25 protein-coding genes and 2 tRNA genes are annotated in these 25,675 nt (G+C 44.7%); 15 read left to right on the top strand and 12 right to left on the bottom strand.

Annotated features, from left to right (window positions below; genetic code table 11):
• Nucleotides 1-46: 46 nt before the first annotated feature.
• Together B3G15_RS04840 and B3G15_RS04845 are read left to right on the top strand one after the other, a co-directional pair.
• Entirely contained in the window at nt 47-1,531 is a 1,485-nt protein-coding gene (locus B3G15_RS04840) for an aldehyde dehydrogenase family protein (RefSeq protein WP_023467170.1), read from the top strand.
• 56 nt (nt 1,532-1,587) lie between these two features.
• Nucleotides 1,588-1,977 (top strand): tautomerase family protein, encoded by a 390-nt coding sequence (locus B3G15_RS04845; protein WP_029340806.1) that lies wholly within the window; start codon nt 1,588-1,590, stop codon nt 1,975-1,977.
• Between the two features lie 107 nt (nt 1,978-2,084).
• On the opposite strand, the gene yidD is transcribed toward B3G15_RS04845, so the two are convergent.
• Complete coding sequence (yidD, locus tag B3G15_RS04850; protein ID WP_023467166.1) at nt 2,085-2,369, bottom strand: membrane protein insertion efficiency factor YidD; 285 nt, start codon at nt 2,367-2,369, stop codon at nt 2,085-2,087.
• 104 nt (nt 2,370-2,473) lie between these two features.
• On the opposite strand from yidD, the gene B3G15_RS04855 reads away from it, so the two are divergent.
• The 3 genes from B3G15_RS04855 to B3G15_RS04865 all read left to right on the top strand — a co-directional run bounded on the left by B3G15_RS04855 (nt 2,474) and on the right by B3G15_RS04865 (nt 6,451).
• Entirely contained in the window at nt 2,474-3,439 is a 966-nt protein-coding gene (locus B3G15_RS04855; protein WP_290716467.1) for a quinone oxidoreductase family protein, read from the top strand.
• Nucleotides 3,440-3,591: 152 nt separating this feature from the next.
• Nucleotides 3,592-5,910: a YhgE/Pip domain-containing protein gene (locus B3G15_RS04860; RefSeq protein WP_290716470.1), complete on the top strand. Its 2,319-nt coding sequence runs from the start codon at nt 3,592-3,594 to the stop codon at nt 5,908-5,910.
• Nucleotides 5,897-6,451, top strand: a complete 555-nt coding sequence (locus tag B3G15_RS04865; RefSeq protein ID WP_290716474.1) for a TetR/AcrR family transcriptional regulator — start codon at nt 5,897-5,899, stop codon at nt 6,449-6,451. Before B3G15_RS04860 ends, B3G15_RS04865 begins: the two co-directional genes overlap by 14 nt.
• A 16-nt stretch (nt 6,452-6,467) precedes the next feature.
• Here the strand turns inward: B3G15_RS04865 and B3G15_RS04870 are convergent, their stop codons facing one another.
• Nucleotides 6,468-7,103 (bottom strand): sterol desaturase family protein, encoded by a 636-nt coding sequence (locus tag B3G15_RS04870; protein WP_290716477.1) that lies wholly within the window; start codon nt 7,101-7,103, stop codon nt 6,468-6,470.
• Nucleotides 7,104-7,229: 126 nt separating this feature from the next.
• Here B3G15_RS04870 and B3G15_RS04875 point away from each other — a divergent pair, with 126 nt between their 5' ends.
• Nucleotides 7,230-7,508, top strand: a complete 279-nt coding sequence (locus tag B3G15_RS04875; protein WP_290716480.1) for a hypothetical protein — start codon at nt 7,230-7,232, stop codon at nt 7,506-7,508.
• Between the two features lie 35 nt (nt 7,509-7,543).
• Here B3G15_RS04875 and B3G15_RS04880 read toward each other — a convergent pair whose 3' ends face one another.
• Nucleotides 7,544-8,278, bottom strand: a complete 735-nt coding sequence (locus B3G15_RS04880; RefSeq protein ID WP_290716483.1) for a metallophosphoesterase family protein — start codon at nt 8,276-8,278, stop codon at nt 7,544-7,546.
• A 360-nt stretch (nt 8,279-8,638) separates the two neighbouring features.
• Between B3G15_RS04880 and B3G15_RS04885 the strand changes: the two genes are divergently transcribed.
• Nucleotides 8,639-9,661 carry a PTS transporter subunit IIC gene (locus B3G15_RS04885; protein ID WP_029340800.1) on the top strand — a complete coding sequence of 341 codons (1,023 nt, stop codon included), beginning with the start codon at nt 8,639-8,641 and terminating at the stop codon, nt 9,659-9,661.
• A 98-nt stretch (nt 9,662-9,759) separates the two neighbouring features.
• On the opposite strand, the gene B3G15_RS04890 is transcribed toward B3G15_RS04885, so the two are convergent.
• Nucleotides 9,760-9,832: transfer RNA gene (locus B3G15_RS04890), tRNA-Val, on the bottom strand.
• A 187-nt stretch (nt 9,833-10,019) separates the two neighbouring features.
• Here B3G15_RS04890 and B3G15_RS04895 point away from each other — a divergent pair.
• Entirely contained in the window at nt 10,020-13,160 is a 3,141-nt protein-coding gene (locus tag B3G15_RS04895) for an efflux RND transporter permease subunit (RefSeq protein ID WP_290716488.1), read from the top strand.
• 60 nt (nt 13,161-13,220) lie between these two features.
• Here the strand turns inward: B3G15_RS04895 and B3G15_RS04900 are convergent, their stop codons facing one another.
• Nucleotides 13,221-13,697, bottom strand: coding sequence for a hypothetical protein (locus tag B3G15_RS04900; protein WP_290716491.1), 477 nt, complete (start codon nt 13,695-13,697; stop codon nt 13,221-13,223).
• 65 nt (nt 13,698-13,762) lie between these two features.
• Complete coding sequence (locus tag B3G15_RS04905; RefSeq protein ID WP_290716494.1) at nt 13,763-14,590, bottom strand: M15 family metallopeptidase; 828 nt, start codon at nt 14,588-14,590, stop codon at nt 13,763-13,765.
• A 216-nt stretch (nt 14,591-14,806) separates the two neighbouring features.
• Here B3G15_RS04905 and B3G15_RS04910 point away from each other — a divergent pair, with 216 nt between their 5' ends.
• Both B3G15_RS04910 and B3G15_RS04915 read left to right on the top strand, forming a co-directional pair.
• Entirely contained in the window at nt 14,807-15,352 is a 546-nt protein-coding gene (locus tag B3G15_RS04910; protein ID WP_290716497.1) for a methyltransferase family protein, read from the top strand.
• Nucleotides 15,353-15,368: 16 nt separating this feature from the next.
• The gene (locus tag B3G15_RS04915; protein ID WP_290716500.1) at nt 15,369-16,856 is read left to right on the top strand and encodes a phytoene desaturase family protein; all 1,488 of its coding nucleotides are present in this window, start codon (nt 15,369-15,371) and stop codon (nt 16,854-16,856) included.
• Between the two features lie 58 nt (nt 16,857-16,914).
• Here B3G15_RS04915 and B3G15_RS04920 read toward each other — a convergent pair whose 3' ends face one another.
• Genes B3G15_RS04920 through B3G15_RS04930 form a run of 3 tightly spaced genes read right to left on the bottom strand, consistent with a single transcriptional unit; the run spans nt 16,915 to nt 19,499 of the window.
• The gene (locus tag B3G15_RS04920; protein ID WP_290716504.1) at nt 16,915-17,481 is read right to left on the bottom strand and encodes a histidine phosphatase family protein; all 567 of its coding nucleotides are present in this window, start codon (nt 17,479-17,481) and stop codon (nt 16,915-16,917) included.
• A 16-nt stretch (nt 17,482-17,497) separates the two neighbouring features.
• The gene (locus B3G15_RS04925; protein WP_050678082.1) at nt 17,498-18,148 is read right to left on the bottom strand and encodes a response regulator transcription factor; all 651 of its coding nucleotides are present in this window, start codon (nt 18,146-18,148) and stop codon (nt 17,498-17,500) included.
• Nucleotide 18,149: 1 nt separating this feature from the next.
• Nucleotides 18,150-19,499 carry a HAMP domain-containing sensor histidine kinase gene (locus tag B3G15_RS04930; protein ID WP_290716509.1) on the bottom strand — a complete coding sequence of 450 codons (1,350 nt, stop codon included), beginning with the start codon at nt 19,497-19,499 and terminating at the stop codon, nt 18,150-18,152.
• 147 nt (nt 19,500-19,646) lie between these two features.
• On the opposite strand from B3G15_RS04930, the gene B3G15_RS04935 reads away from it, so the two are divergent.
• Nucleotides 19,647-20,198 (top strand): YdhK family protein, encoded by a 552-nt coding sequence (locus tag B3G15_RS04935; RefSeq protein WP_290716512.1) that lies wholly within the window; start codon nt 19,647-19,649, stop codon nt 20,196-20,198.
• A gap of 46 nt (nt 20,199-20,244) precedes the next feature.
• Here B3G15_RS04935 and B3G15_RS04940 read toward each other — a convergent pair.
• Nucleotides 20,245-20,317: transfer RNA gene (locus B3G15_RS04940), tRNA-Val, on the bottom strand.
• Between the two features lie 139 nt (nt 20,318-20,456).
• On the bottom strand, nt 20,457-21,083 hold the full coding sequence (locus B3G15_RS04945; protein WP_214858938.1) for a nitroreductase family protein: 627 nt from the start codon (nt 21,081-21,083) through the stop codon (nt 20,457-20,459).
• Nucleotides 21,084-21,269: 186 nt separating this feature from the next.
• On the opposite strand from B3G15_RS04945, the gene yhfH reads away from it, so the two are divergent.
• The 4 genes from yhfH (at nt 21,270) to B3G15_RS04965 (ending at nt 24,114) form a co-directional block, all read left to right on the top strand.
• Nucleotides 21,270-21,416 (top strand): protein YhfH, encoded by a 147-nt coding sequence (gene yhfH, locus B3G15_RS04950; RefSeq protein WP_064505459.1) that lies wholly within the window; start codon nt 21,270-21,272, stop codon nt 21,414-21,416.
• Nucleotides 21,417-21,827: 411 nt separating this feature from the next.
• Nucleotides 21,828-22,454 (top strand): polysaccharide deacetylase family protein, encoded by a 627-nt coding sequence (locus tag B3G15_RS04955; RefSeq protein WP_290716522.1) that lies wholly within the window; start codon nt 21,828-21,830, stop codon nt 22,452-22,454.
• Nucleotides 22,455-22,469: 15 nt separating this feature from the next.
• The gene (locus B3G15_RS04960) at nt 22,470-23,111 is read left to right on the top strand and encodes a YkyA family protein (protein ID WP_290716525.1); all 642 of its coding nucleotides are present in this window, start codon (nt 22,470-22,472) and stop codon (nt 23,109-23,111) included.
• Between the two features lie 100 nt (nt 23,112-23,211).
• Nucleotides 23,212-24,114, top strand: a complete 903-nt coding sequence (locus tag B3G15_RS04965) for an EamA family transporter (RefSeq protein ID WP_050678077.1) — start codon at nt 23,212-23,214, stop codon at nt 24,112-24,114.
• A 23-nt stretch (nt 24,115-24,137) separates the two neighbouring features.
• Here the strand turns inward: B3G15_RS04965 and nagE are convergent, their stop codons facing one another.
• Nucleotides 24,138-25,646 (bottom strand): N-acetylglucosamine-specific PTS transporter subunit IIBC, encoded by a 1,509-nt coding sequence (gene nagE / locus B3G15_RS04970; protein ID WP_290716529.1) that lies wholly within the window; start codon nt 25,644-25,646, stop codon nt 24,138-24,140.
• Nucleotides 25,647-25,675: the final 29 nt, after the last annotated feature.

The following is a 25,675-nucleotide window of genomic DNA, read 5'->3' on the forward strand; positions in this document are numbered from 1 at the left end:
CGTGAATAACTTAATTGTTATGAAAACGAATGGGAGATGAAATGATATGGCTCAACAAAACGAAGCAACATTGCATACAGATTTCACGAAGATTTATATTGACGGTCAGTGGCGCACAGGCGCAAGTGACAGCAACATGACGAACACGAATCCTTTTACGGGTGAAGAACTCTTCACGATCTCTGCAGCGAATCAACAAGATTTAGATGACGCATATGAAGCGGCTCAAGTCGCTCAAAAAGACTGGGCAAAAGTTCCTGCCTTAAAACGTCAAGGTCTCATCGAAAACTTCTTGAAAGTCTTGTACGAGGAGAAAGAAACGATTATCGAATGGTTGATTAAAGAGTCCGGAAGTACACGCATCAAAGCGGAAGGTGAATTCCTTGCTTCTGTCTTGATCGTCAAGGAAGCTGCGACATTCCCACTTCGGATGCACGGTGAAATTCGTCCATCGGTTGTACCAGGCAAGGAAAACCGGATTTACCGTAAAGCACTTGGCGTCATCGGTGTCATCAGTCCATGGAACTTCCCGTTCCACTTAGCTGTGCGGTCGATCGCTACTGCCATTGCTATCGGGAACGCAGTCGTTGTTAAACCAGCTACGGACACACCTGTTTCAGGCGGATTGATTTTTGCTAGTCTATTTGAAAAAGCTGGATTGCCAAAAGGTGTCTTGAATGTCATCGTCGGTCGCGGTTCAGAAATCGGTGATGCTATCGTCGAACATCCTGTACCACGCTTGATTTCATTCACAGGATCAACTGAAGTTGGTCGTCATATCGGTGAACTTGCTGGTAAACACCTGAAGAAAACAGCGCTTGAACTTGGCGGAAACAACGTCTTCGTCGTACTTGATGATGCTGATCTCGATCGTGCGGTCGAATCTGCTGTCTACAGTAAGTTCTATCACCAAGGTCAAATTTGTATGTCGACGAACCGAATTCTCGTCGCTTCTTCGATTCATGATGAATTCGTCGAAAAATACGTCGCTCGTGTAAAAGAGCTACAATACGGTGATCCATCACATGATCGGACACAAGTCGGACCGCTCATCAACCAATCACAAGTTGAACGGATTCTTGAAGATCTCGAGAAAACAAAAGCTGCGGGTGCAACCGTTCGTGTCGGCGGCGAAGCAAAAGATAACGTCATCGCACCTACTGTCGTGACTGGTGTTACGAATGATATGCCACTCGCTAAAAATGAAATCTTCGGACCGGTCGCTGTCATCATCCCGTTCGATACGGATGAAGAGGCACTCGAAATCGCAAACTCACTTCCATACGGATTGAGTGGTGCTGTCCATGGTTCTTCTATCGAACGCGCGACTGCTTTTGCACTTGAAGTCGAGACAGGTATGATTCACATCAACGACCAATCAGTCAATGATGAGCCGCATATGCCATTTGGTGGTGAAAAAGATTCAGGGCTCGGTCGCTTTAACGGCGAGTGGGTACTTGAAGAATTCTCGACTGTCCAATGGTTGTCTGTCATGCACGATCGTCGTCAATACAAACCATTCTTTGAGTAATATATGAGTAGGGTTTTCCCCCTACTCTACATAATTTTGTTAAGGAGTGATTTCACATGCCGTTATTACGATTCGACGTCATTGAAGGACGTTCAGAAGAAGAGTTAAAAACGTTACTCGACACCGCACACGATGCGATGGTCGAAGCATTTGATGTGCCGGAGCGCGATCGTTATCAAATCGTGCACACGCATAAAGCGCATGAGATGGTCATTCAAGATACAGGTCTCGGGTTTGAACGGAGTAAAGATATCGTCCTCATCAGTGTGACGAGTAAAACGCGGACGGAAGAGAAAAAACAACGTCTCTACCAATTACTCGCCGAACGCTTACAAGCAAACTGCGGACTCGCACCGACTGATTTGATGGTTTCAATCGTCGAAAATGATGCGGCCGACTGGAGCTTCGGTCTTGGCGAAGCACAGTTTTTAACGGGCAAACTTTGATGGTCTGTAAGTAGAATAAAAAGGGAAGTATGTTATCGGTAATGTCCGGTAACATACTTCCCTTTTTTGTTCTTACTTCATTAAACAAGAGAGAACCTTCATATGACTTACTCCTTCGTTTCTTCCGCCTTCTCCCGTGGATTTTCCCGTTGCAGCGGTGCTTTCCAACTAAATTGATCGGGTTCTGGAACGAAGTCAAGACCACCTGGGTGGAACGGTTGGCACCGTAACAATCGACGCGTCGTCAAATAACTACCTTTTACCGCACCATGACGTTCTATCGCCTCCATACCGTAATGGGAGCACGTTGGATAGAATCGACATGTAGCTGGTTTCATGGGAGAGATGACTTTTTGATAAAAACGAATTCCTCCCATTAAGACACGCTTCATACTGTCCCTTCTTTCATCTTTTTTTCTAGTGTAACGCATCTGGTCATCATTTTCAGATGTTCTGCCTTATACTAAAAGCAGATTTAAAAGAAGGATGTGTTGAGATGAAGGCATTAACTTTCCACGAATTCGGAGGTTCTGATGTATTACGCTTCGAAGACGTACCAACGCCAACAATTACTGAACAGGAAGTTCTGATTGAAATGAAAGCGATCGGTCTGAATTTTGCAGACATCTATCGCCGAAAAGGAAACTATCATTTAGAAGGTGAGCCTCCCTATATTTTAGGTTACGAAGGTTCAGGCATCATCACTGCGGTCGGTACAGCTGTTTCAACGTTCCACGTAGGTCAACGAGTTGCTTTTGCGGACGTTCCGCTTGCGAATGCTGAGTACGTCGCAGCACCCGTCGATAAATTGATTCCGCTTCCTAACGATATCTCATACGAAACAGCAGCTTCTGTCTTATTACAAGGGTTAACAGCGCATTATTTAACTCGAGATAGCTATCATGTCCAACCGGGAGATGTCGTCTTAGTGCATGCAGCTGCCGGTGGCGTTGGTCAGTTGTTGACACAGCTCATTCGTTTACTTGGAGCAACTCCGATTGGATTGACGTCTTCTCCTGAGAAAGCACAGATCGCTAAAACTGCGGGCTGTGAATCTGTCTATTTATATTCTGAGAACTGGGTCGAGCATGTGCTCGCGCAAACTTCTGGTAAAGGGGTTGATGTGGTCTACGAATCTATTGGTTCTACCTTAATGGATAGTTTCCATGTGACAAAAGTCCATGGAACGGTTGTCTTCTATGGTATGGCAGGCGGCGATCCCGTATCTGTCGACCCTCGCTTCTTGATGGATACATCCAAAACATTGACGGGTGGTGACCTTTGGAACGTATTAACATCTTCTGAAGAACGAATCCGTAGATCCGGTGAATTATTTGATTGGATTCTATCCAATCATCTCACCCTGTCTTCTCCTACAACATTCAGATTATCTGATGGCAAAGCAGCACATGACTTTTTAGAAAGTCGACGCAGTACAGGAAAACTACTTTTGCTTCCTTAACTCGTTTTTTCCAAGACGGCTCCCTGCGAGTCGTCTTTTTTATGTGAAATTAGAATTATCGATTGATTTTTTTTAATGAAGAGAGTAAAGTAAATCTCATCAAAACCTAAAACTCAAATAAGTTTTGAGTTTTAGAAAGGGGATTTGTATTTATGTTTCGCTCAGAATGGAAGAAATTGAAGAGTCCGATGATGATTGTCGTCATTCTCGCCCTCATCCTCGTACCATTTCTCTACAACTCCATCTTCTTATCTGCATTCTGGGACCCATACGGTCAAACAGAAGATATTAAGGTCGCTATCGTCAACGAAGACAAGGCGACGAAGTTTAAAGGAGAGAAAGTCGACATCGGGGATCAATTCGTCGACAAACTCAAAAAAAATGATGATTTTGATTGGCAGTTCTTATCTAAGGACAAAGCCGAAAAAGAACTACGTGACGGCAAAATCTATATGACGGTCGTCATTCCGAAGAACTTCTCTAAAAATGCAACGACACTACTCGATGATCATCCGAAGAAGATTGAGTTGGAGTATTACTTGAATCCAGCCAAAAACTACTCGGGGACACAAATTTCGAGTACGGCTGCAAAACAATTAAACGAAAAGATCCGAAAATCCGTGACGAAACAATATAGTAGTGCGATCTTCGGTGCGTTAAAGAAAATCGCAAACGGTATGGAAAAGGCATCGGACGGTTCTTCTAAACTAGAAGATGGCAACCACAAAACAGCGGATGGTGCGAAAACACTGGCAACGAACCTTGGAAAACTTGCGGATGGCAGTCTGACACTGTCCGAAAAACTCGGGGAAGCAAATCAAGGTTCTAAAAAACTCAGTGATGGCGTCACGACACTTGACGAAAAGACTGCCCTCTTCGCCCAAAAAACGGGTGAGTTGTCTTCTGGGTTGAACACGCTAGACGAAAATGGTGGCAAATTACAAGCCGGTGCTGCACAACTCGAAGACGGAGCAACGAAACTCAGTGGTGGCTCGACACAAGTCCGTCAAGGAGCAGAGCAATTGGCTGCAGGTACGGCCCAGCTTAATGAAAAAATCCCTCAATTGACGGATGGATTAAATCAATTGGATGAAAAAGCACAAGCTGCCAACGCCTTTTTAACACAACTCAATCAAGATGCTGAAAAAGCGAAACAAGATTTACGAGCGCGTCGTGAAGCACTTGAAGCAAACGTCGCACAACTAAAAGAAGTCATTTCTGCTTCTGAACAGTTATCGGATGAAGAAAAACAAACATTGCTCGGTTCTATTGGTTCATTAGAAGAAAATATTCAAAACCTTGCTGCCCAAGAAGGTGCAATTGATCAGAGTCTTGCTCAAGCAACAGAAGCAACGAAGAAAATCGGTCAACTCGCTGCAGGTGGTCAACAAGTCGAATCAGCTGTATCACAACTGAACGCCGGTCAATTGAAACTCGTTGACGGTGCGAAACAAGTCGAATCTGGCGCACAACAATTAGCAAGCGGTCAACAAACATTCAATGAAAAACTTGGTCAATACACTGCTGGTGTGCATAAAGCTGCAACAGGTGGCGCACAACTGGCTGACGGGGCTAATCAGCTTTCAGATGGCACACATCAACTCCAAACAGGTGCTAGCGCGTTAAATAACGGGTTAGGACAATTGGCTTCTGGTTCAACTACGATTACGGACGGAATCGGCAAAACGACCGATGGGGCTTCGAAAATCGCGGATGCCAATACTAAACTTGAAGATGGGGCTAAAACATTGAAGGATGAGCTCAGCAAAGGGGCTAAAGACGCAACCGTCAAGCCGACGAAAGAGCGGGATAATATGCTGGCAGAACCCGTCGTCTTAAAAGAACATGACTATTCGACGGTCAACAACTACGGTTCTGGTTTATCAGCTTACATCCTTAGTATCGCCTTGTTCGCAGGTGCCTTGATGTTCTCGTCTGTCTATCAGATTCGTCCAGAACATGGCGAAAGTCTGACATGGCGCTTCCTTGTCGGTAAATTATCACTCATCTTACCGATTGGAGCCTTACAAGGTGTCGCAGCGGCCACAGCCATCGTCTATGTCCTCGATGCTGATGTCGCGAGTGTTCCTGCGCTCTATGGATTTGCTGCCTTAACAGGGATGACGTTCATTACGATTCTGTTCACGCTCGCGATGCTACTCGGTCGCGTCGGACAGTTCCTTGCCTTCCTACTACTCCTATTACAAATCGGTGGTAGTGGTGGTACGTTCCCAGTCGAGATGACGCCAAGCTTCTTCCAAGCCATCCATACGTTCTTACCAATGACGTATTCAGTCGGCGGATTCCGCGAAGCGCTTGGACTTGGTGTGACAGACGCCCTCATCTCAAACAGTCAAGTCCTTGCGACTATCTTAGTCGTCGCATTGATCATCAGCTTCGTTGGAGGGCTCGGAGCCAAGCGGATTTTACTCTCAACGAAAGTGAGACGAAAACAACATGACACAGTCTGATAAAGAAACACTGATACTAGACTCAGCGATGGCTTGCTTTTCTGAACTTGGTTATAAAGGTACGACGATCGAGCGTGTCGCCCGACGCGCTCACGTCGGAAAACCGACTGTCTATCAACTGTTTGAAAGTAAACTCAACCTGTTCGAATCGCTCGTAACACGTGTGCTGCAAGAAATGAAAGAAGAAGCAGAACGCGCTTACGGCGAACATGCGACGGTAGAAGAAAATAAACAAGCAATGATCGACGCTATCGTCTATCATCAGCAACAACATTTGTTCATTCTTCAAATCATCGAAGAAACACGTAATCTTAAATTACAAGAAATGCAAGAACTACGGACACGGATCGAACGGCATGTCGTCGAATATCTTAAAACGCTACTCGAGACTCGCCTTGGACAAGATGATCGTGACGTACCAGTCGATGTCACCGCCTTTCTGATTTTCCGGACGTACATTGCGTTAATTGCCGAATGGCCATTGATTGCTCGACCGTTGGAATTAGATACGATTCGTCGTGCCATGCTACGCATTTTATGAATCAAAAAACCGCCGATCAGCTGATTGGCGGTTTTTCATATTCTCGATTTTTTTCTAAATTCCGTGCCGTTTGACTAGAAGTAACTGTTTTCTCATCTTTCAAAGTGCCAAACAACCAGTCCCCCATCGGATTTGATACACCAAACCAATAGTGTTCATTTTTGAAATGATGTAATAGATGCGTCTTTTTCATCCATTTTCCAAAGCGTGTTCTCGGTTTCAGCGGAACGTGTGCCACGTAATGTTTCCATTCATACACAAGCAAAATGACGATCAATCCACTCGCGGCTGCAGCTGTCGAAACGACAGATTGCGTCAGAAGATAGGTCAGAGCCGCAAAGAAACCAAGATTCGGCAAGGAATACCAGACCGGTAAAAACAACAGATGCAGTTCATTCGGATGCGCATGATGATCGTAATGAAGTCGCTTCAACAACTTTCGTCCAAGCATATTTTTAGGCGGTGGTAAATGGAACAAAAAACGATGCGTCAGGTATTCACTGAAACTAAAGACGATCAGTCCAAGACAAAAGAACAGTAAAATCGACCAATGAAACGGCTGAGCAATGGTATAACTACTTATTCCAATCAGTAGTACGAGCATGATCAAAATATCCGGAAATAGAAAAAAACGGCGATAGATGTCTGACATAGATGCCCTCTCCTTTCTTTTTTCGTTACAGCGTCTAATCGTACGTTCATCGATTCGTCATGTTTTTTACTTCAAGTCGTGTAATCATTCTCACTCTTTCCCTTATACTAAATAGGGAATGGAGTGATGATCGCTTTGAGTTTATCGACCGGAATCATCTTCGTGTTACTCGCCTATACACTCATGTCGCTCTACGACATGTGGCAGGTATATCGGACTACTAGCAAGCTTTGGATGTTTGTATTATTTCTTGCAACATTGATCAGTCTCATCGTTGCCTTTTTTGTGGCCCCTGTCCTTGCGCTATTCTTTTACTGGTCACACCATCCATTGAAACGAAACATCGGTATCGTGTTATTGATTGTCGTGTGCCTCATCTCAATTACGACGAAGCTATCTGCTTAATCGACTTCCTTCATGAACTACTCATGAAGGTTTTTTCATGTCCTACTACCGAAGAAGAGACGGCGCATCAACTCACGTTCCGGCATCTCCGTCGTATTGAGGACGTCTAAAAATGGTCGATCATCATATGGAAGCTTCAGGATTTCTGAACGGACTTGATCCTTCTCCCAATCGATAATTGCTACTGGAGCAATAGCTGTTTCCTGACATCCAAGTGCACCTGGATTAATAAAGAGCGTTTGCTCTGTCTCGACTTGTTGCGATGGATGATGATGACCGAATCCAATGATCCGCGCCTCACTTCCAGCAAACAGGACGGATAAGTTTTCTTTCGTTCCATCCACCGCTTGCTTTAACGGCTCTTCACCAATCTTCTTCGTCTGGTCGGCATAAGCATAGTGCGTCAGGTGCATCGTTTGTTCCTGATGCATGATATTTAAGACACGCGGTAATCGTTCCAAATACTTTTGATTTTCTTGCGTCAACGTATCCGCAATCCATTGGTGGTGCTCTTTAGCATGGCGGTAACTATCGGGATAGTTCTCCCCATGGATTAAAGCAAGGACACATTCATCATGATTCCCAGAAATCGTTTGAATATCAAGTCGTTGCTTCAATAGATCAATGACTTCATTATGCTCTGGTCCAATGCCGACAAGATCACCGAGACAATAGACGGCATCGATATCTGGTTGTTGATCAAGATAGGACAATACCGCACGTAATGCTGATGCATTGCCATGAATATCTGTAAAAAGCATCACTTTCATGTAAACGCCTCCATTGTTGTTAAATTAGGATTTCCCGATGATACCGTGAATTCCTGTCAGATTTCAGGAAAAAATAAATTGTCAGAAAATATTGATTATTATTCAAGAGCGTGTTAGGCTTAGAAAAATTCACAGAGAGGGGCACGATCGAATGATTCCGACGCAACAGCCATTTAACCAAGTTGGACGACTGATTATTCTATGCATGAGGGACTGAAAACTTTTCCGATGATGAAACGGAAATGATTTTTGGGCCCTTCTTTCGATGCATCGAATGAGGCGCCCGCACAGAATGAGTGGCGCCTATCCCAAAAACGGATAGGCTTTTTTCATGGCAAAAAATAGAGATAGATAGAGAGGATGACAACGTTGAAAGAATATGCGATGGATCGAATGGTAAAAGTATCAGCTGGAATGGCAAATGCCGTTCTTGTAACACTCGGTGTCGGACTCCTGATTGAGACGCTCGGAAATCTTCTACATATCCAAATGCTACTGACGATTGGTGGTGTCGCAAAAGTACTACTCGCCCCTGCGCTTGGTGCCGGTATTGCCTTTCAGCTCGGAGGAAACACACTTGTCCTGTTCAGCGCAATGATCGCAGCGACGATTGGTGGTGCCGCTCTTCAATCGACTGCTTCTGGACTCGTTCTTGTACCCGGTCAGCCAATCAGTGCGTTACTCGCAGCTGCTGTCGCTGTATACGTCGGAAAACGCATGACTGGAAAAACGAAATTTGACATGATGGTCATCCCGATGAGTGCTGTCCTTGCTGGCGGCGTGACTGGAATCGGTGCTGCTGCCGTCACGACACCACTCCTTACAAAATTCAGTGCCATGATCACGGCTTCAGTCGAGTCTTCTCCTATTGCTACATCTCTTGTCATTGCACTCATCTTTAGTGTCTTATTGATGTCTCCTGCTTCGTCCGCTGCACTGGCTATCGCTTTGCAACTTGATCCTGTAGCAAGTGCCGCTGCGCTCATTGGCTGTTCCGCTCAATTCGTCGGCTTTACGTTGATGGCATATCGTCAGACGGATCCAGGTGGTTTGATTGCTTCATTCTTTGTAACACCTAAAGTACAATTCCCGAATATCGTTAAAAATCCACGTCTTGTCGTTGCACCGTTTCTCGCAGCGATGATTTCAGCTCCTGTCGCGACGCTTCTTCTCTCTTTGAAAGTACCGTACGAACTCGCAGGACTTGGATTAAATTCGATGATTGCCCCACTCAATATCTTCGTCAACCAAGGTCCTCAGGCGTTCCTCGTCTTCTTCTTGACTGGTGTCGTTCTACCTGGCGTCTTGACGCTCGTCTTCTATCGATTGACGACCGTCGCAGGGTGGACGAAGCGCGGCGATCTTCATCTCGAAATTCAATAAAACAATTTACCTCCCTTCCAACTATTCCTGATTGATTTCGGGAATAGTTTTTTTAACGCAAAAAAAAATCGTTCCTTCAAAAAGGAACGATTTCGGTATGATTCTGACTGGGCTCGAACCAGCGACCTCTACCCTGTCAAGGTAGCGCTCTCCCAGCTGAGCTACAGAATCATGCTGTGTTGTTACTGGGTATGTTTTTATTATAGCAGCATATCGAAAAGTGTAAAGCCTTTTTAACAAAAAAAATTTATCTTTTTTCAAAAAGATCTTTTTAAATAAAAACAGTTTTAAAGTTGCGGGTTCTATGAGTGTCCTCTACTATGTAAATAAGCACATATAAAAAGAAAGGAGCGTTCATATGAACTTTTTAACCCGATTTAGTTTGAAGAACTCGGTTGCTGTCTTCATCATTGCAATCCTATTGATTTTAGGAGGCGTGTATTCCTTCTCACAATTAAAAGTCGATCAGTTCCCGGAAATCGAGTTTCCTCAGATTTCAATCGAAGCGGTTTACCCTGGTGCATCACCTGACGATGTCGATAAACAAGTCGTCTCAAAGCTTGAAACTTCCCTTAAGGGAATTGAAGGGGCTACCAAGCTAACGAGTTCTTCTTATGAAAGTATCGGTATCTTAAACATCGAATTCCCATTCGATACTGATATGGATAAGGTGGAACAACAAATCGATGCTGCAATCCAAGATGCGAATCTACCGGAGGAAGCAACGACGAAATTGAATCGTTTGTCATTTGGTTCATTCCCGATCTATAACATCTCTTTCTTTAGTAAGGATGGTAAAGACATCGAAAAAATCCTAAAGGAAGATATCGAACCTGAACTTAATAAGATTCCAGGAATCAACAGCGTTTCGGTTGGTGGCTATAAGGATGATCTCGTTCAAATCACCGTCGATAAGGAGAAAGCGACGGAAGCGGGTCTCTCGCTCTCGAGCATCAAGGAACAAATCAATGGAAAGTATGTCTCGTTCCCATCTGGTCAGCTATCAGAAAACGATTCGAAAATTCCGATTCGCGTTGAGGAAAAACTAGAAAATCTAGATAAACTAAAAAATCTACAATTGACACCTGCTGCAGGTGCGACTAGTTCATCAAGTAACGGTCAAACAGGTGGTTCATCTGCTGGCGGTCCACCACAAGGTGCAACGCAAGGACCACCAAGTACAACAGGTGGTGCAGCTGCAGATCAGGCGTCTGAACCTGCAGAACCGATTCGCCTAGAGGATATCGCAAAAATCGAAGCCGTCTCACAACAAAGTGAAAAAACACGTTACGATTTAAAAGATTCCTTATCAATGGCGATCACGAAAAAACAAGATGCCAATACGGTCGAAATCGCAGATGAAGTCACGAAGATCCTCAATAAATATGACGACCAAGTCGACTATACGATTGGGATTGATTCAGCGAAGGATATCGAGGAGTCCGTTGCGACACTCGTCAAAGAAGGATTACTTGGTGCCCTCTTCGCATCACTCGCTGTACTCTTATTCTTGCGGAACATCCGCGCGACGATCATCGCCATCGTCTCGATTCCATTGTCATTACTCATCGCCGCTATCTTCTTGAACTGGCAAGATATCTCCCTGAACATCATGACACTTGGTGGGATGGCTGTTGCAGTCGGTCGTGTCGTCGATGATAGTATTGTTGTCATCGAGAACATCTTCCGGCGCGTCCGAAAATCCGAATCCGGTATGACGGATGAGATCATCGAACAATCGACAAAAGAGATTCTAAAAGCAATCACGTCATCGACGCTGACGACCGTCGTCGTCTTCCTGCCGATCGGATTTGTCGGTGGGATTACTGGTAAGTTCTTCTTACCGTTCGCTTTGACGATTATTTTCTCATTACTTGCTTCACTACTCGTTGCGATCACGATCGTACCGATTCTCGCGAAATTTGCCTTCAAAAAGGTACCAGCAGAAGAAAAAGAAGGTGCTCTCCAACGTTGGTATGGCAAGCTGATTGAAAAATCACTCTCGCACAAGGCGATCATCTTGGTCGTATCGTTCATCCTTCTCGGTGGTTCCCTAGCGATCGTACCGCGTCTCGGCTTTACGTTCATTCCGAACGAAGCATCGAAGACCTTGACGGCATCGCTTGAACTTCCGGCTGCCACATCACTTGAAAAAACAAGTGACGTCTCGTTTGAGATGGAAAAAATGTTTGATAAAGAAAAAGCCATTGCTGACGTGACGACTTCTGTCGGAGCGCGTGACTTCACGACAGGCTTACGTCTCGATAATAAAGCAAGTTACTTCTTGAATCTAAAAGACGGTGTAAACGTCGAAAAAACGATCAAGTCACTTGAAACACAGATGGAAGACATCGCTCAAGATGAAAACGTCGATGTCAAAATCAGTGTGGCTGAACTATCAACAGGTGGTCCTCCGTCGAATAACAACGTCGATGTCGACTTGTTCTCGAACGACCTCGAAGCCCTTCAAGAGGCGGCAAAACTCGTCGAGGATAACATGTCGAAAAATAATGATTTGAAATATATCACGAACAACTTCAGCGAAAAACAAAAGCAGTATCTCGTAGAAATCGATCCTGAGAAAGCAAGTGATCGCGGACTATCTGGTTTCCAGATTCTCGGTACCGTTAACGATCAAACGAAGCCAGTTACGGTCGGAACGCTCAATCTCGACAATAAGGATCAAGACGTACAATTATCTTATGAAGAAGGACTCGTCTCGAAAGAAGATCTCGAAGACGTCCAACTCTTCTCAGCAAACGGTCCTGTCGCATTGAAAGATGTCGCGACCGTCAATGAAGTCGAGACTTTCACATCGATTCAGAAACTCGACGGAAAAGTATATGCTCGCGTATCTGGACAAGTCAAAGGAGACGACGTTCAAAACGTATCGAATGCCGTAAAAGCTGACGTCGAAAAAATCGATTTACCAGACGGTGTCTCATTGACAAGTGGTGGCGGAAATGACGATACGGTTGAAATCTTCCAATCACTTGGAATTGCGATCGTGGTTGCAATCGGACTTGTTTACCTGACAATGTTGATTACGTTCGGAAAAGCTCGGATTCCATTCATCATCTTGTCTTCTCTGATCTTTGTTCCAATCGGTTCGCTCGTCACGCTCTTCCTTGCGAATGAACCGTTATCGGTCAGTGTCATGATCGGCTTCCTGATGTTGATCGGAATCGTCACCACGAACGCAATCGTTCTCGTCGACCGCATCGGTCAAAACGTCGGACGCGGTATGCCGATTCGCGAATCATTGATTGAAGCGGGTAAAACGCGATTACGCCCAATCCTGATGACCGCATTTGCAACAATCATGGCATTGGTACCACTCGCATTAACGACTTCTTCAGGAACACTGATTTCCAAAGGCCTTGCCTTGACGGTCATCGGTGGATTAACGACCTCTACGTTGTTGACACTTATCATCGTTCCTGTCGTCTATGAATTGTTCTTCTTCAAAAAAGCAAAAAAAGAACGTACGACTAAGTAAATGCACATGAAAGAAGCCTATCGCTTGGATCGCGATAGGCTTCTTTTCATTCTATCAGGCTTACGACTCTAACTGTTCATCCGTTCGTTCCAACGTACCATCATGTTGCGCCACTAATCCGTCGAGGACGGATGGTTCAAACTCTTCACCGATCGCGATGATTCCTGTTTGCCCAGGCGGAATGACGTCGAGTGTTCGTTTGAATGTTTCTTGGATTTCTTGATTTTCCTTCATGTCTTTCGATCCACCAATCAGCATACCCGTCATCGAACCAAGTAAGATGCCGAATGGGCCTCCTAGAATACCAACCGCCATTCCAATTAACGACCCTTTGACGGCGCGATTCGATCCACTTAGGTCTACAGCATCTTCAAACGAAAAAGCACCATTCTCATTTCGCTTGATGACGGCAATCTGTTCGAAATCGACTTGACCTCGCGCATGATATTTCTTCAATTCACTGAAGACTTGATAGGATGTCGCTTCTTCTTTGAACGTAAACGTCATGATGTGATGTTTCGCATCTTTTTTGGCCATTCGTTCCACCTCTTTCACCTGAGACGAATAACCGACTAAGCCAACATCCTCTATTTACCATGTTTTTAAGGAGTCGAAACCTTTACCGGTTTCCATGGTGCGAGGTGGAAGTACTCTTCCATTGTTAGTCCACTGACTTTTAGACGAGCGGCAAGCGTTGCTCCGACATACCGATAGTGCCAGCTCTCATACGTATACCCCGTCCAAGATTCTTTACCAGATGGATAGCGGAGATGGAAGCCGTAGCGGTGAGCATTCGCAAACAACCATTTTGCCTCTTTTGTTTTTGAAAAGCTAAACGTGGCGTATTTTGTTGAATCAGCGCCTCCGATATCAAACGCAAGACCTGTTTGATGTTCACTTTTCCCAGGTTCCGCACTGTACGTACTCGCCTTCTCATATCCATCCCGCGCAACATATTTATCAAACAACGTTTTTTGATAGGCGTAGGAGCGATATGTACTAAACGCAACGAGCGTAATTCCCTCTTTTTTAGCCGCTACACGCATTTTCTCAAACGCAGCTCTTGCTTGTTGATTCTCACCAGGAGCGTACGTCGAGCGGAGCGCTAAGTTCTTATTCGCGATGAGTGTCTTACCAATCCGCTTTCCACCGATTTGTTCATCCGTCAGTAGATACTTCGTACTCGCATAACCAATCTTCGTACCATATTGTACTTTTGACCATGTACCGACTTTCGAAAGTTCCGTCACATAGATCCCTGTCGGAATAACCGCAAGACTCGGTTGATCAATCGATGCTCCTTTACGCAAATGAAGGGATGTCTTTGCTTGCCGATAAATAGAAGTCGATGCTTCGACCGTTGGTATATACACTGATGTACAGGCCGCTGTTAATGTCAACGTCGTGATGAGTGTCGTGATGTATTTCATGAATCGTATATCTCCTTTATGCATGTTCTAATTTGCATCCATATTTTAGATTAGAATACCATTCTTTTTTTCAAACAGGGTTCTTTCGGAATGCTTGTCATGAAAATGAAGTATTTCTGAAGTTTTCTAAATGTAGCTTAAGGACGAATTACAATGGGTAAATAACGATGTATGCGTTTTCGAAACATGATTCTGATGTAGAAAGGAGTAGCGTACGTGTCACTTTGGGAATGGATTTTCAGTATTGGTAGCATCTGCTGGATTGGTGAGATGATTCGTTTTCGGAATCGCTCCGAGTCTAAGTCAGGGGCAGCAGAACAAGTGAGTTTTTATTTGATTTTCCTTGTCCTAAGCGGAACGATCGTCTGCGCTTTCCTCTTTGCGAATGAAACCGTTTCTTCTATCATGCGCATCTTTTCATGCATTTTGTTATGGTGTGGTGTTTCCTTACGTCTATGGGGAATTCTCCACTTAAAGCAACAGTTCACTCGTCATGTCGTCGTGGCGTCTGGTGATCAGCTCGTCAGTAGCGGTCCCTATCGTTTTTTACGTCACCCGTTATATAGTGGATTGTTGTTGATTACGATGAGCTTCCCCCTGTTCACCGGTCGGTTCGGACTTTTCATTCTCTCTGGACTTCTGATGTTCATTTTCTTGCTCTACCGGATTCGAATCGAGGAAGCGATGTTAACGAAAGGTTTTGGACCTGCCTATACGGTATGGGCTGCAAAACGAAAACGATTGATTCCATTCATCTACTAAAGGAGAAGTGATTCATTTGAAGAAACGCGCAATTGTCATTGGAGCAGGTCTTGCTGGTATGTCTGCCGCCATTCGTTTAGCTGGAGATGGTTATGCAGTCACAATGCTTGAAAAGAATGCAAACGTCGGAGGGAAACTGAATCAACGGAGTGGAAAGGGATTTACTTTCGATACCGGTCCTTCCATCTTAACGATGCCTTGGGTACTCGAACAACTCTTCTCAAGCGTTCATCGTAACTTGGATGATTACTTAGAAATCGAGCGCATTGAACCGCAATGGCGTACATTCTTTGAGGATGGAACAAAAATCGATGTCAAAGGTGACTTACCTGGAATGCTTGAAGAAGTCGAACAAGTCTCGTCACGGGCTGATTTCGTTGAATTGTTCCGGTACTCCAAACAAATGTACGACTTGTGCCTCGACAGTTTTTATAAATACAGTCTCGAAGATTTAAAGGACTTAAAAAAATACCATACGATGTCTGATTTATTAAAGATGGACCCGATGAATACGGTCGCGACCGGAACAAAGAAACATCTCAATGATCCGTATCTCGAACAGCTGTTCAACTATATGGTCATGTATGTTGGTTCCAACCCGTATCAAGCACCTGCTGTCTTCAATCAGATGATTTACGTTCAAATGGGACTCGGCATCTATTATGTCAAAGGTGGTATGTACCAAATCGCGCGTGCCATGAAACGGTTGCTTGATGAGCTCCGTGTCACGGTTCATCTCAACTCACCCGTTGAACAAATCGTCCTTGAAAATAAAAAAGCGGTTGGCGTCTTATCAAACGGAACGTTTCATGCAGCCGACATCGTCGTTTCAAACCTTGAGGTCATCCCGACTTACGAACGGATCGTACCGGAGAAAAAAGCCCGGAAACAGGCAAAAAAATTACAAGCGTCGTTTGCCCCTTCCGTTTCAGGTCTTGTCCTGCTGCTCGGTGTAAATCGTGAGTATCGCGGGCTAGCGCATCATAATTTCTTTTTCTCTGAAAATCCAGAGCGTGAATTCGCCCAAATGTTCAAAGAAGGTACTCCTCCTGAGGATCCGACGATTTATGTCGGAGTCTCGTCAAAATCCGACGCTTCTCAATCTCCTGAAGGGAAGGATAACTTATTCGTCTTAACGCATGTTCCACCGCTAACACTTCAAAAAGGTGAGGTCGACTGGGATGCGTACCGCGAAGTCGTTCTCGATAAACTGGAGCGGATGGGACTTCATGGACTTCGAGAATCGATCGAGTTTGAATATCGCTTTACCCCAGAAGATTTGAAGGAATTATACGGTCCAAACGGTGGATCGATTTATGGTGTCGCAGCCGATCGGAAGAAAAATGGTGGATTTAAGATTCCATCGAAGAGTGACTTGTACGAAGGACTTTATTTCGTCGGTGGTTCGACACACCCAGGCGGCGGTGTACCGATGGTCACATTGTCCGGTCAACTGACGGCTGACTTGATCCGAAAACATGAAGGTGCTGTTCCTACACCTTAAGATTTCTCCAATTACAAAAGAGACGGAAACTGATTCACGCATCAGTTCCGTCTCTTTTTTACTTTGTATTCGTCAAAAGTGGTACGACGTGAATGTCTGCCTTTTCTCCTGATTTCACATCCATTCGACATACGGCTGGCATCGGTAAGGACTTCCAAAATGCGTAATCGAATGTCGGATCAAATGTTTCTAAGAGTAGCACCATGATATTTCCATGTGTTCCAAGAACGACTGTTTCGTCAGGATGCTTCTCCACTAGTTCGTCGATGAATTGCCGAATGCGTTGCGACGCTTCGTTGTTCGTTTCGCCTCCATACGGATTTTCATTCGGATGTTGCCATACATATGTGACCGCTGCTTGAAAATCGTCAAGCTCTCCCGGTGCTAACAATCGCTCTCGTAGTTCCTCTACCTCAATGATTGGTTGTTGACGTGCCTTCGCGAGCGGTGCAATCGTCTCGATCGCCCGTTGATACGGGCTGCTGTAGAACCTGTCGATTGGAATTTCTTGAAACGTTTCAAGTAAACGTATCGCATCTGTCTGTCCTGCATCGGAAAGTGACCGCTTCCGTTCATCTGGTGAATATGTCGAGTGTGCGTGCCGTAAGAAATAGAGTGTCGTCATGTTTTGATTTTCCCCTTTATTGGTGTGTCCAGCGGTATCCGATTCCGCGAACTGTTTCGAGATGCTGTTCAATCGGAAAACCGCAAACACGTAGTTTTTCTCTTAAATGTCTGATATGCGAGTCGATCGTCCGCTCGTCTACAGACGCTTCCGCTCCCCATAATATTGTTGTCAGCTGATCCCGTGTCCAAACACGTCGTGGAGAATCTAAAAATACACCTAACAACTCAAATTCCGTTTTCGTTAACGAAATCTTTTGTTGGAGGTAACTACAACGATAGCTTTCCCGGTCATAGGATAGACCATCATACTGTTGCTGTAATAAAACTTCCATTCGCCCGATCAGTTCCCCTTCTTGAATCGGTTTTGATATGTAATCATTCGCTCCTACTTCTCGTGTCCGAATGATGTCTTCCCGCTGATTCCGAGCCGTAACCATCAAGATTGGGATGTTAGAGTGTTCTCGAATGAGACGACAACATGTCCAGCCATCCATATCCGGCATCATGACATCTAGTAAAATCAGGTCGAATACGTGCTGACGGCAGAGATCAAGAGCTTGTTGCGCAGAATCCACAAGCTGACACGTGTACCCATACGGCTGAATATACAGTTTGAGCAGTTCAAGCATTCTTGGTTCATCATCTACGATCAATACATGCGGCATTTTATTTCTCCTTCCACTGCAGTGTCACTTGTGTTCCATGTCCAAGCTGACTCTTGATGTTCAATTCTGCTCCATGTGTCTGAGCAATTGCTTCAACGATGGAGAGTCCGATTCCAGTTCCTCCATGTTTTCGAGAACGAGATGCTTCCGTTCGGTAGAGCCGTTTCGTTACATGAGGTAAAGATTCTGCAGCGATCCCTTCTCCTGTATCTTCGATTTGAATGAAAGCCCCTACTGCGTTGACACCATAACGAACGATAATTTTTCCCGACGTCGTATGTCGTCGTGCATTTTCAATGATATTCACGATCATCTGACGGAGCTGCTGAGCGTCACCCATCACTTCTAATCGCTCACCTTCTATCTCGAACGAAACATTTTCTTGTTCGATGTCTTGACGCATCAATCGTATCACTTGATGAATCAAGTCTTCGACATCGACAGGTTTTCGCTCCATCATAAAAGCATTGGCGTCAATTCGTGCTAGCCAAAACAATTGCTCAATCCATTCATTCATTTGCTGACTTTCTTCTCGAATGATCGTAATGTAGCGTTGTTGCTCATCCGGCGTCAACGTTTGGCGTTCGAGAATATCCGCGTATCCCTTTATATATGTCAATGGTGTTCGTAGTTCATGAGATACGGTTGCTAAAAATTCGGATCGTTCCCGATTCAAAAAATCGAGATCTTGTTTTAATTGCTGAATCGAACGCGCCAATTGTCCCAGTTCATCTTTTCGATCAATCGGCAACTCTCCACCTTCTCCATCCAATAGACGCGCTGTCGCTTTTTCCATCTGAATCAACGGACGAGAAATGAGTCGGGTCGTCCAAATGCTTGCCGCACCTGCTAATAAAAGCGCTAGCAGACCCACTTGGAGAAACTGCTGTTTCAACGGATCAAGTACGTGATCTACGATTGCTTTAGAAGCGAACATGAATACATGACCACGATGTTCCCCGTCAATGGTGATGGGACTGTCCGTCATTAAAAAGTCACGCATCGTCACGATTTTTCCTTGTTGACGGTAATCAAAATCCGTATGCTCTAACATGCTCTTCATCTCATTCGACAAAGGTCGTGACGCTTCGAGTTGTTTTCCATCTGCATCAGTGATCACCACAGTAAACGATGAATCTGCTTCCATCATGCTGACATGGCGCATCGTCGTTTGGTCATAGGAATCGACAAGGACATCACGGTGTGTATTTCCTCGGTTCAGTAAACCGTCTACTACTTCCTGCGTTCGTGTTTGAGACAACTGATAATACAATGTCCCAAACAACACACTGCCACAAATTAAAAATGCCGCAAGCACGATTCCTCCGACTGAGTATGAAATACGACGCATGACGATTCCTCCTTTTTCTCCCCACTTTTAGTATAGCTAAAAAAAACGCGATCGACGCAGGCAAACGAAACTGTCACCTCATCTGCACACGATTTGCATATACGCTGGGTATAGTAAAGAAGACTAGTGACTTCAGGAGGGTTTTATATGAAAAAATCATTGACATTAACCGCACTTGCTCTTAGTTCTACGCTTTGGCTCGGTGCATGTGGATCCGCCAATAACGATGGAAGTAATAGTGACTCACACGATATGTCTCATGGAGATATGATGCATTCGAGCGACGGAAATCTACCATCCGGTTTAAAGGAAGCCAGTGATCCGACTTATCCGAAAGGAAGCAACGTCACGTTGACGACGGATCATATGGACGGTATGGACGGAGCTAAAGCAACGATTGCGGGAGCTTACGACACCGTCGTCTATGCGATCAGTTACAAACCGACTACTGGTGGAAAGATGGTGAAAAATCATAAATGGGTCATTCAGGAAGAACTCGATCCCGTTCCAACTAAGCCACTGCAAGTTGGTGATGAAACAACTGTCAAAGCGGATCATATGAAAGGTATGGATGGAGCAAAAGCGACGATTGATGAAGTAAAGGAAACGACGGTCTATATGGTGAACTATGAACCGACGGACGGTGGAGAGATGGTGAAAAACCATAAATGGGTCACAGAGGATGAGATAAAGAAATAATAAAAAAAGCCCGCTTTTCCTATAAAGGAAAAGCGGGCTTTCGGTATGATTCTGACTGGGCTCGAACCAGCGACCTCTACCCTGTCAAGGTAGCGCTCTCCCAGCTGAGCTACAGAATCGTGTTTGCAGTACGTTATGTACTTGCTAGGACATGTATTAATATATCAAGAAACTAAAAGGCTGACAAGTCTTTTTCTGAAAAAAAATAAAAAAATTAAAATGGAGGAATTGAACCCCGCTTCCTCCATTTTGAATGACTTACAGGAAGGTCGATACTTGATCAATCGGTAAACGTAGTGCCGGACGCTTTTTCGCATCTTCAACCGCTTTTCCGACAGCAATCAACATGACCGGTACATACCGTGACTCGGTGATGAACGTTTCCGCAAAACGTTGATGATCGAATCCACCCATTGCGAGTGTTGATAATCCACGCGCTTCTGCCGCAAGCATCAATTGCATCGCAGCAAGGCTCGCATTCGACATTGCCGCATCGCGCCCATAGGCTTCACTTTGATAAGCGCCTTCTACCTGTGCCTTGATCGAATCAAATAAATCCTCTGTCATGCCACCTGCTTCTACTGCTGGACCGTACACCGGATTGTAGTTTCGATTAGCTTGAACATCACCTAAGATCGCAATGACTGCTGAAGCCGAAGTGATAGCCGGCTGATTGTATGCGATCGGTGCAAGCTGTTGCTTCGATTCTTCTGAATGGAAGACCGTGAAATGCCAGTGTTGCAAATTCCAAGCACTCGGCGCCGCTGTCGTCCATTCTAATAATTCTTCCACTTCCTGTTTTGAAAGTTTGAACGTTTCGTCGTAATGACGAACCGAACGTCTTTCTGTTAAGACACGCATTGTATCAAGTGTTGCCTGTGTCATGTGTAAATCCCCCTTATTATTATCAGATTACTTAGATATCGTAGCATGTCTCTTTTTTATTGTCCTCTATCAATACTTCAAACGAATTTATTGTTATAAAACAATAGTTGACATTAAACTTCTGTACTAATACAATAAAAACAAGAAAAAAGACCATTGCGTTTATTTTTGAAGGAGGAAAAACACATGGAACAACCCCTTTACCAAGAAGCATCTGCTGCATTCTATCGTGAGCTTCCCGTCAAAACGTGTGCCCATTGCGGAAAAGAGATGGATGAACAATGTGAATCCTATCAAACGGAATGCGATGAGTGTGCTGTAACAGAACACTAAATAATACATGAAACAATCACTTACTTAGTGGTTGTTTTTTTATTTCTTGCAAACTCTTTCTAAATAAATCGATATTTTTTAGAAAAATCGATTTTCCGTCATCTTTTTGTCATCTGTTTGTTACAAAAGAAACAGTCAGAATGTTACATTATCTGTATATGATATTTTTGACAAAAGGAGCGACAGACAACGATGGATCCATTTACCTCAAGCCATGCTAGCGAACTCGGTCCACGACCGCGTACAAAAAAAAGAAAGTTTTTCCCTCGGTTTTTCTTACTTCTCACCCTTGTTTTTCTCGGAGTTGGGGGATATGTCGCTTACCGATACGTATTTACTCCTGAACAACAATCCATTACGACAGGTAAATCCATTACTGAAGTCCCTGTCGTCAATATGGAAAAAGCACGCGTGGAAAAATGGAATGGTGTGACGAAAAAAGTCGCTTATTTAACATTCGAGGATGGTCCATCCGCATTAACACCGGACTTACTTCGAACATTGGATCAACTTCAGACTCGTGCCACTTTCTTTTATCTCGGAACACAAATAGATGCTTTTCCGCAAGAAGTCAAAGCTGCTGCTAAAGCTGGACACTATATCGGATTACACGGGGAAACACACGATTACGATACATTGTACGAAAAAGGAAAGTATGTCTCAGAGATGCAAAGTGTTCAGAAGAAAATCCATGAGTTGACGAAGCTAACACCATATTTGACACGACCACCTTATGGCTCTGATCCAGGCATCACGAAAAAAATGGCATCTGCCATTCATTCAGCAGACTTCCGCGTGTGGGACTGGTCAATCGATTCAATGGACTGGTATTACAAAGATAGTGCAAAAGAAGTAGCGAATACGGTCATTCGGCGAGCAGAGCGTCCGTTTGAAATCATTCTCTTACATGAACAACCACAAGCCATCAAAGCACTTCCATCCATTGTTGCCGGACTTCAGAAAAAAGGCTATCAATTCGCGATTTATGATGAAGATTTCCATATTCCGTACAACTTCGCGCAACACTCGAATTTATAAGGAGTTACTATCCAGATGAAAAAAACATTCGTAGCAGTACTGTTCCTGTCGAGCTTTGGACTCGCTGCCTGTTCCAACGATTCACCAGCCTCTCTTCATGAACAGCTAGAGCAACAAGTGAAAGGTGAAGAGAAAGCATTCACGCTAGCTGATCAACGTGCTCGTAAGGATGAAATTTCAGTTAATACGTACCAAGCCGTTCTTGATGCAGGTGCTGAAGAAATCAAACGCTCTCAAAATGAACGAGAGGAATTAGAATCCTTAAATGACGAACGGCTTGCTTTATTGAAACAAGAAGAAACGTTACGTAAGGAAACGTACGCTGCACTCGATCTTGAAGAATTGAAGGATGCTGTCAACAAACTTGATGGTAAAGCAAAAACAGAAGGAACCGCCCTCGTGACAATCATCAAGGAACGCGAGCAGACATTTCAAACGTTCTCGAAAACGTATCGACAAGCGATGGACGCTGAAAAGAAAGTGCTTTCACGCTTGACGAAAAAACCGGATTTCGTTAAGATTGATGAGTCAACAGCGGATTTAAATCGTTTAACACGGAAAGCTACCGCGTCATTAAAGAAGTGGAATGCGCTGACCGTTCAGTATAATCAAACGAAAACCCGGCTGTATCGTTTGCTCGACACATCAACTCAATAAATCACACAGGTTGCAACCAAACCCTGTCCAAAAAACCTGGACAAGGCCCTGTTGCAACCTTTTTTGTGTGGTTTTTATTAAAAATGGAGGGAATTTATTCATGCATCGTTCAAAAGCAACCTTATTCGTTCTGATTGGCGCTATCAGTTATGGTGTCCTCTCAACGATCGTCAAACTCGCTTATGCCGCTGGATTTAACTCAGCAGCCGTTTCAGGTAGTCAATTTTTCTTCGGGTGGCTCATGATTTTCGGACTTGCCTTATTTACGAAAAATCTTCGTCTCGATCTCAAGACAGCTGGTCTGCTCATGCTGATCGGTATCTCAAGTGGTACAACCGGTTATCTTTACTATCAAAGTCTTCAAACCGTATCCGCGTCCGTTGCGATCATTCTCTTATTCCAATTCACTTGGATTGGTGTCATCATCGATGCGCTCGCATTCAGACGTTTACCCAGTCGTGCGCACTTTCTGTCCGCGATTCTACTAATTGGCGGAGCCATTCTTGCGAGTGCCGCTTACTCGAGTCCACTCGATTTACGTGGAACATTATTCGGTCTTGGAGCAGCTGTCAGCTTCTCAATTTTCTTACTCGCTAGTGGACGCATCGCCAATCATTTACCCGTCATCAAGAAAAGTTTTTATATGATGACAGGTGGTCTTGCTTTCGTCATGACCATGTATCCACCGACGACATTCTTGTCTTCTGCAAACTTCGAAAATGGACTTCTGTTATACGCGATTCCGCTCGGTCTGTTCGCATTGATTTTACCACCGCTCTTATTTGCTGCAGGCGCCCCTCATCTGTCTCCAGCAAGCGTTTCTTTGCTCGGAGCGGCTGAACTACCGACAGCAGTCATCTGTTCCGTCTTAATTTTAGGAGAACATCTGATGAGTTCCCAATGGATTGGGATCGTCATCATCTTGATCGGAATCTTTTATCCAATCTATCGCTCAAGCAAAACAGCACCTGTTGCGAACGTACAACAAAACGACCTTTCCTGAGTTCAGGAAAGGTCGTTTTTTCTTTACTTCTGTCGCTTCATCGCATCCGCAACGAATTCGACGTCTGTTCCAATGATGATTTGCACGCTGGTCGCGCCCATCTTCATGACACCTTTTGCTCCAGCCGCTTTAATCGCCGCTTCGTCAATGATGCTTGGATCTTTGACTTGAAGACGTAAACGTGTCGCACAGTTATCAATCGACGTGACATTTTCTGTTCCTTTCAATCCGGCAAAAATTTGAGCTGCTTGTTGCTCATATTTATCGTCTGAATCTGTCAGAACGACTCCCGTGTCTGTGACGAGCGATTCATCTTCACGACCTGGTGTCTTCAGATCAAATTTCGTGATCATGAAGTAGAACAGGAAGTAGTAGACGACCGCGAACGCGAGACCAACCGGGATGAGAAGTAATGGTTTTGTGGCAATACCGAAGTTCAAGGCATAATCAATGAAACCAGCCGAGAAGGAGAAGCCATGTAAAATACCTAGTAAGTTAACAATGGCCATCGATAGACCTGTTAAAACTGCATGAATGACATATAAAACAGGTGATAAGAACATGAACGAGAACTCGATTGGTTCCGTGATACCTGTCAAGAAGGACGTCAGTCCAAGACCAATCATCGCTCCAGCAACTGCTTTTCGATTTTCCTTACGCGCAGCCATGACAATCGCAAAAGCTGCAGCCGGTAAGGCGAACATCATGATTGGGAAGAAGCCCGCTTGATAAATCCCAGCTGTCGGATCTCCAGCGAAGAAGCGCGCGATGTCACCGTTCGCGACCGTACCATCTGCTTTTTCATATGAACCGAAGACGAACCAGAAAATATTATTTAAGACGTGGTGTAAGCCGACAGGAATCAAGAGACGGTTAAAGAATCCAAACAGAGCAGCGCCTCCTGCACCAAGGCCAACCATCCATTCACCAGCACCGTTGATGCCTTGCTCGATGAACGGCCAGACATAACCAAAGATGAAAGCAAGTACAAGCATGACCGCTGATGTAATGATTGGAACGAAACGACGACCACCAAAGAATGCTAACCAATCCGGTAACTTAATATTATAGAACCGATTGTATAGAAGTCCTGCGACGATACCCGCGATGATTCCACCGAATACCGCCATATTAACGGTCGAACCGAGTGTCGCCTGATTCGCGATCGAACCAAGTGTCGCTCCGTCGACCTTGGTCGAGGAATCATTGACGATCGCAGCGATCGCATCATACTTCGCCTGAATCTGTGCGCTGGAATAATCCTTGTTCATCGAGTCGACGCCATTCTTTAAGACGAGATACCCGATGGCCCCGGCAAGACCCGCTGCCCCACTCGCATCGATTGATAGACCAATCGCGACACCAATGGCAAAAATCAGTGGAAGGTTATCAAAAATAGCCCCTCCTGCTGCTACCATCAACGGAATATCAAGCATATCCGACGAACCTAACCGGAGCACGATACCCGCAGCCGGTAATACTGCGATTGGTAGCATCAAGGCTTTACCAATTCGTTGTAGAAACTGCAACATACCTTTCACCCTTTCCTGAATAAAACGAT

The organism is Exiguobacterium sp. UBA1053 (genome assembly GCF_002316465.1).
Lineage (GTDB): Bacteria > Bacillota > Bacilli > Exiguobacteriales > Exiguobacteriaceae > Exiguobacterium_A > Exiguobacterium_A abrahamii.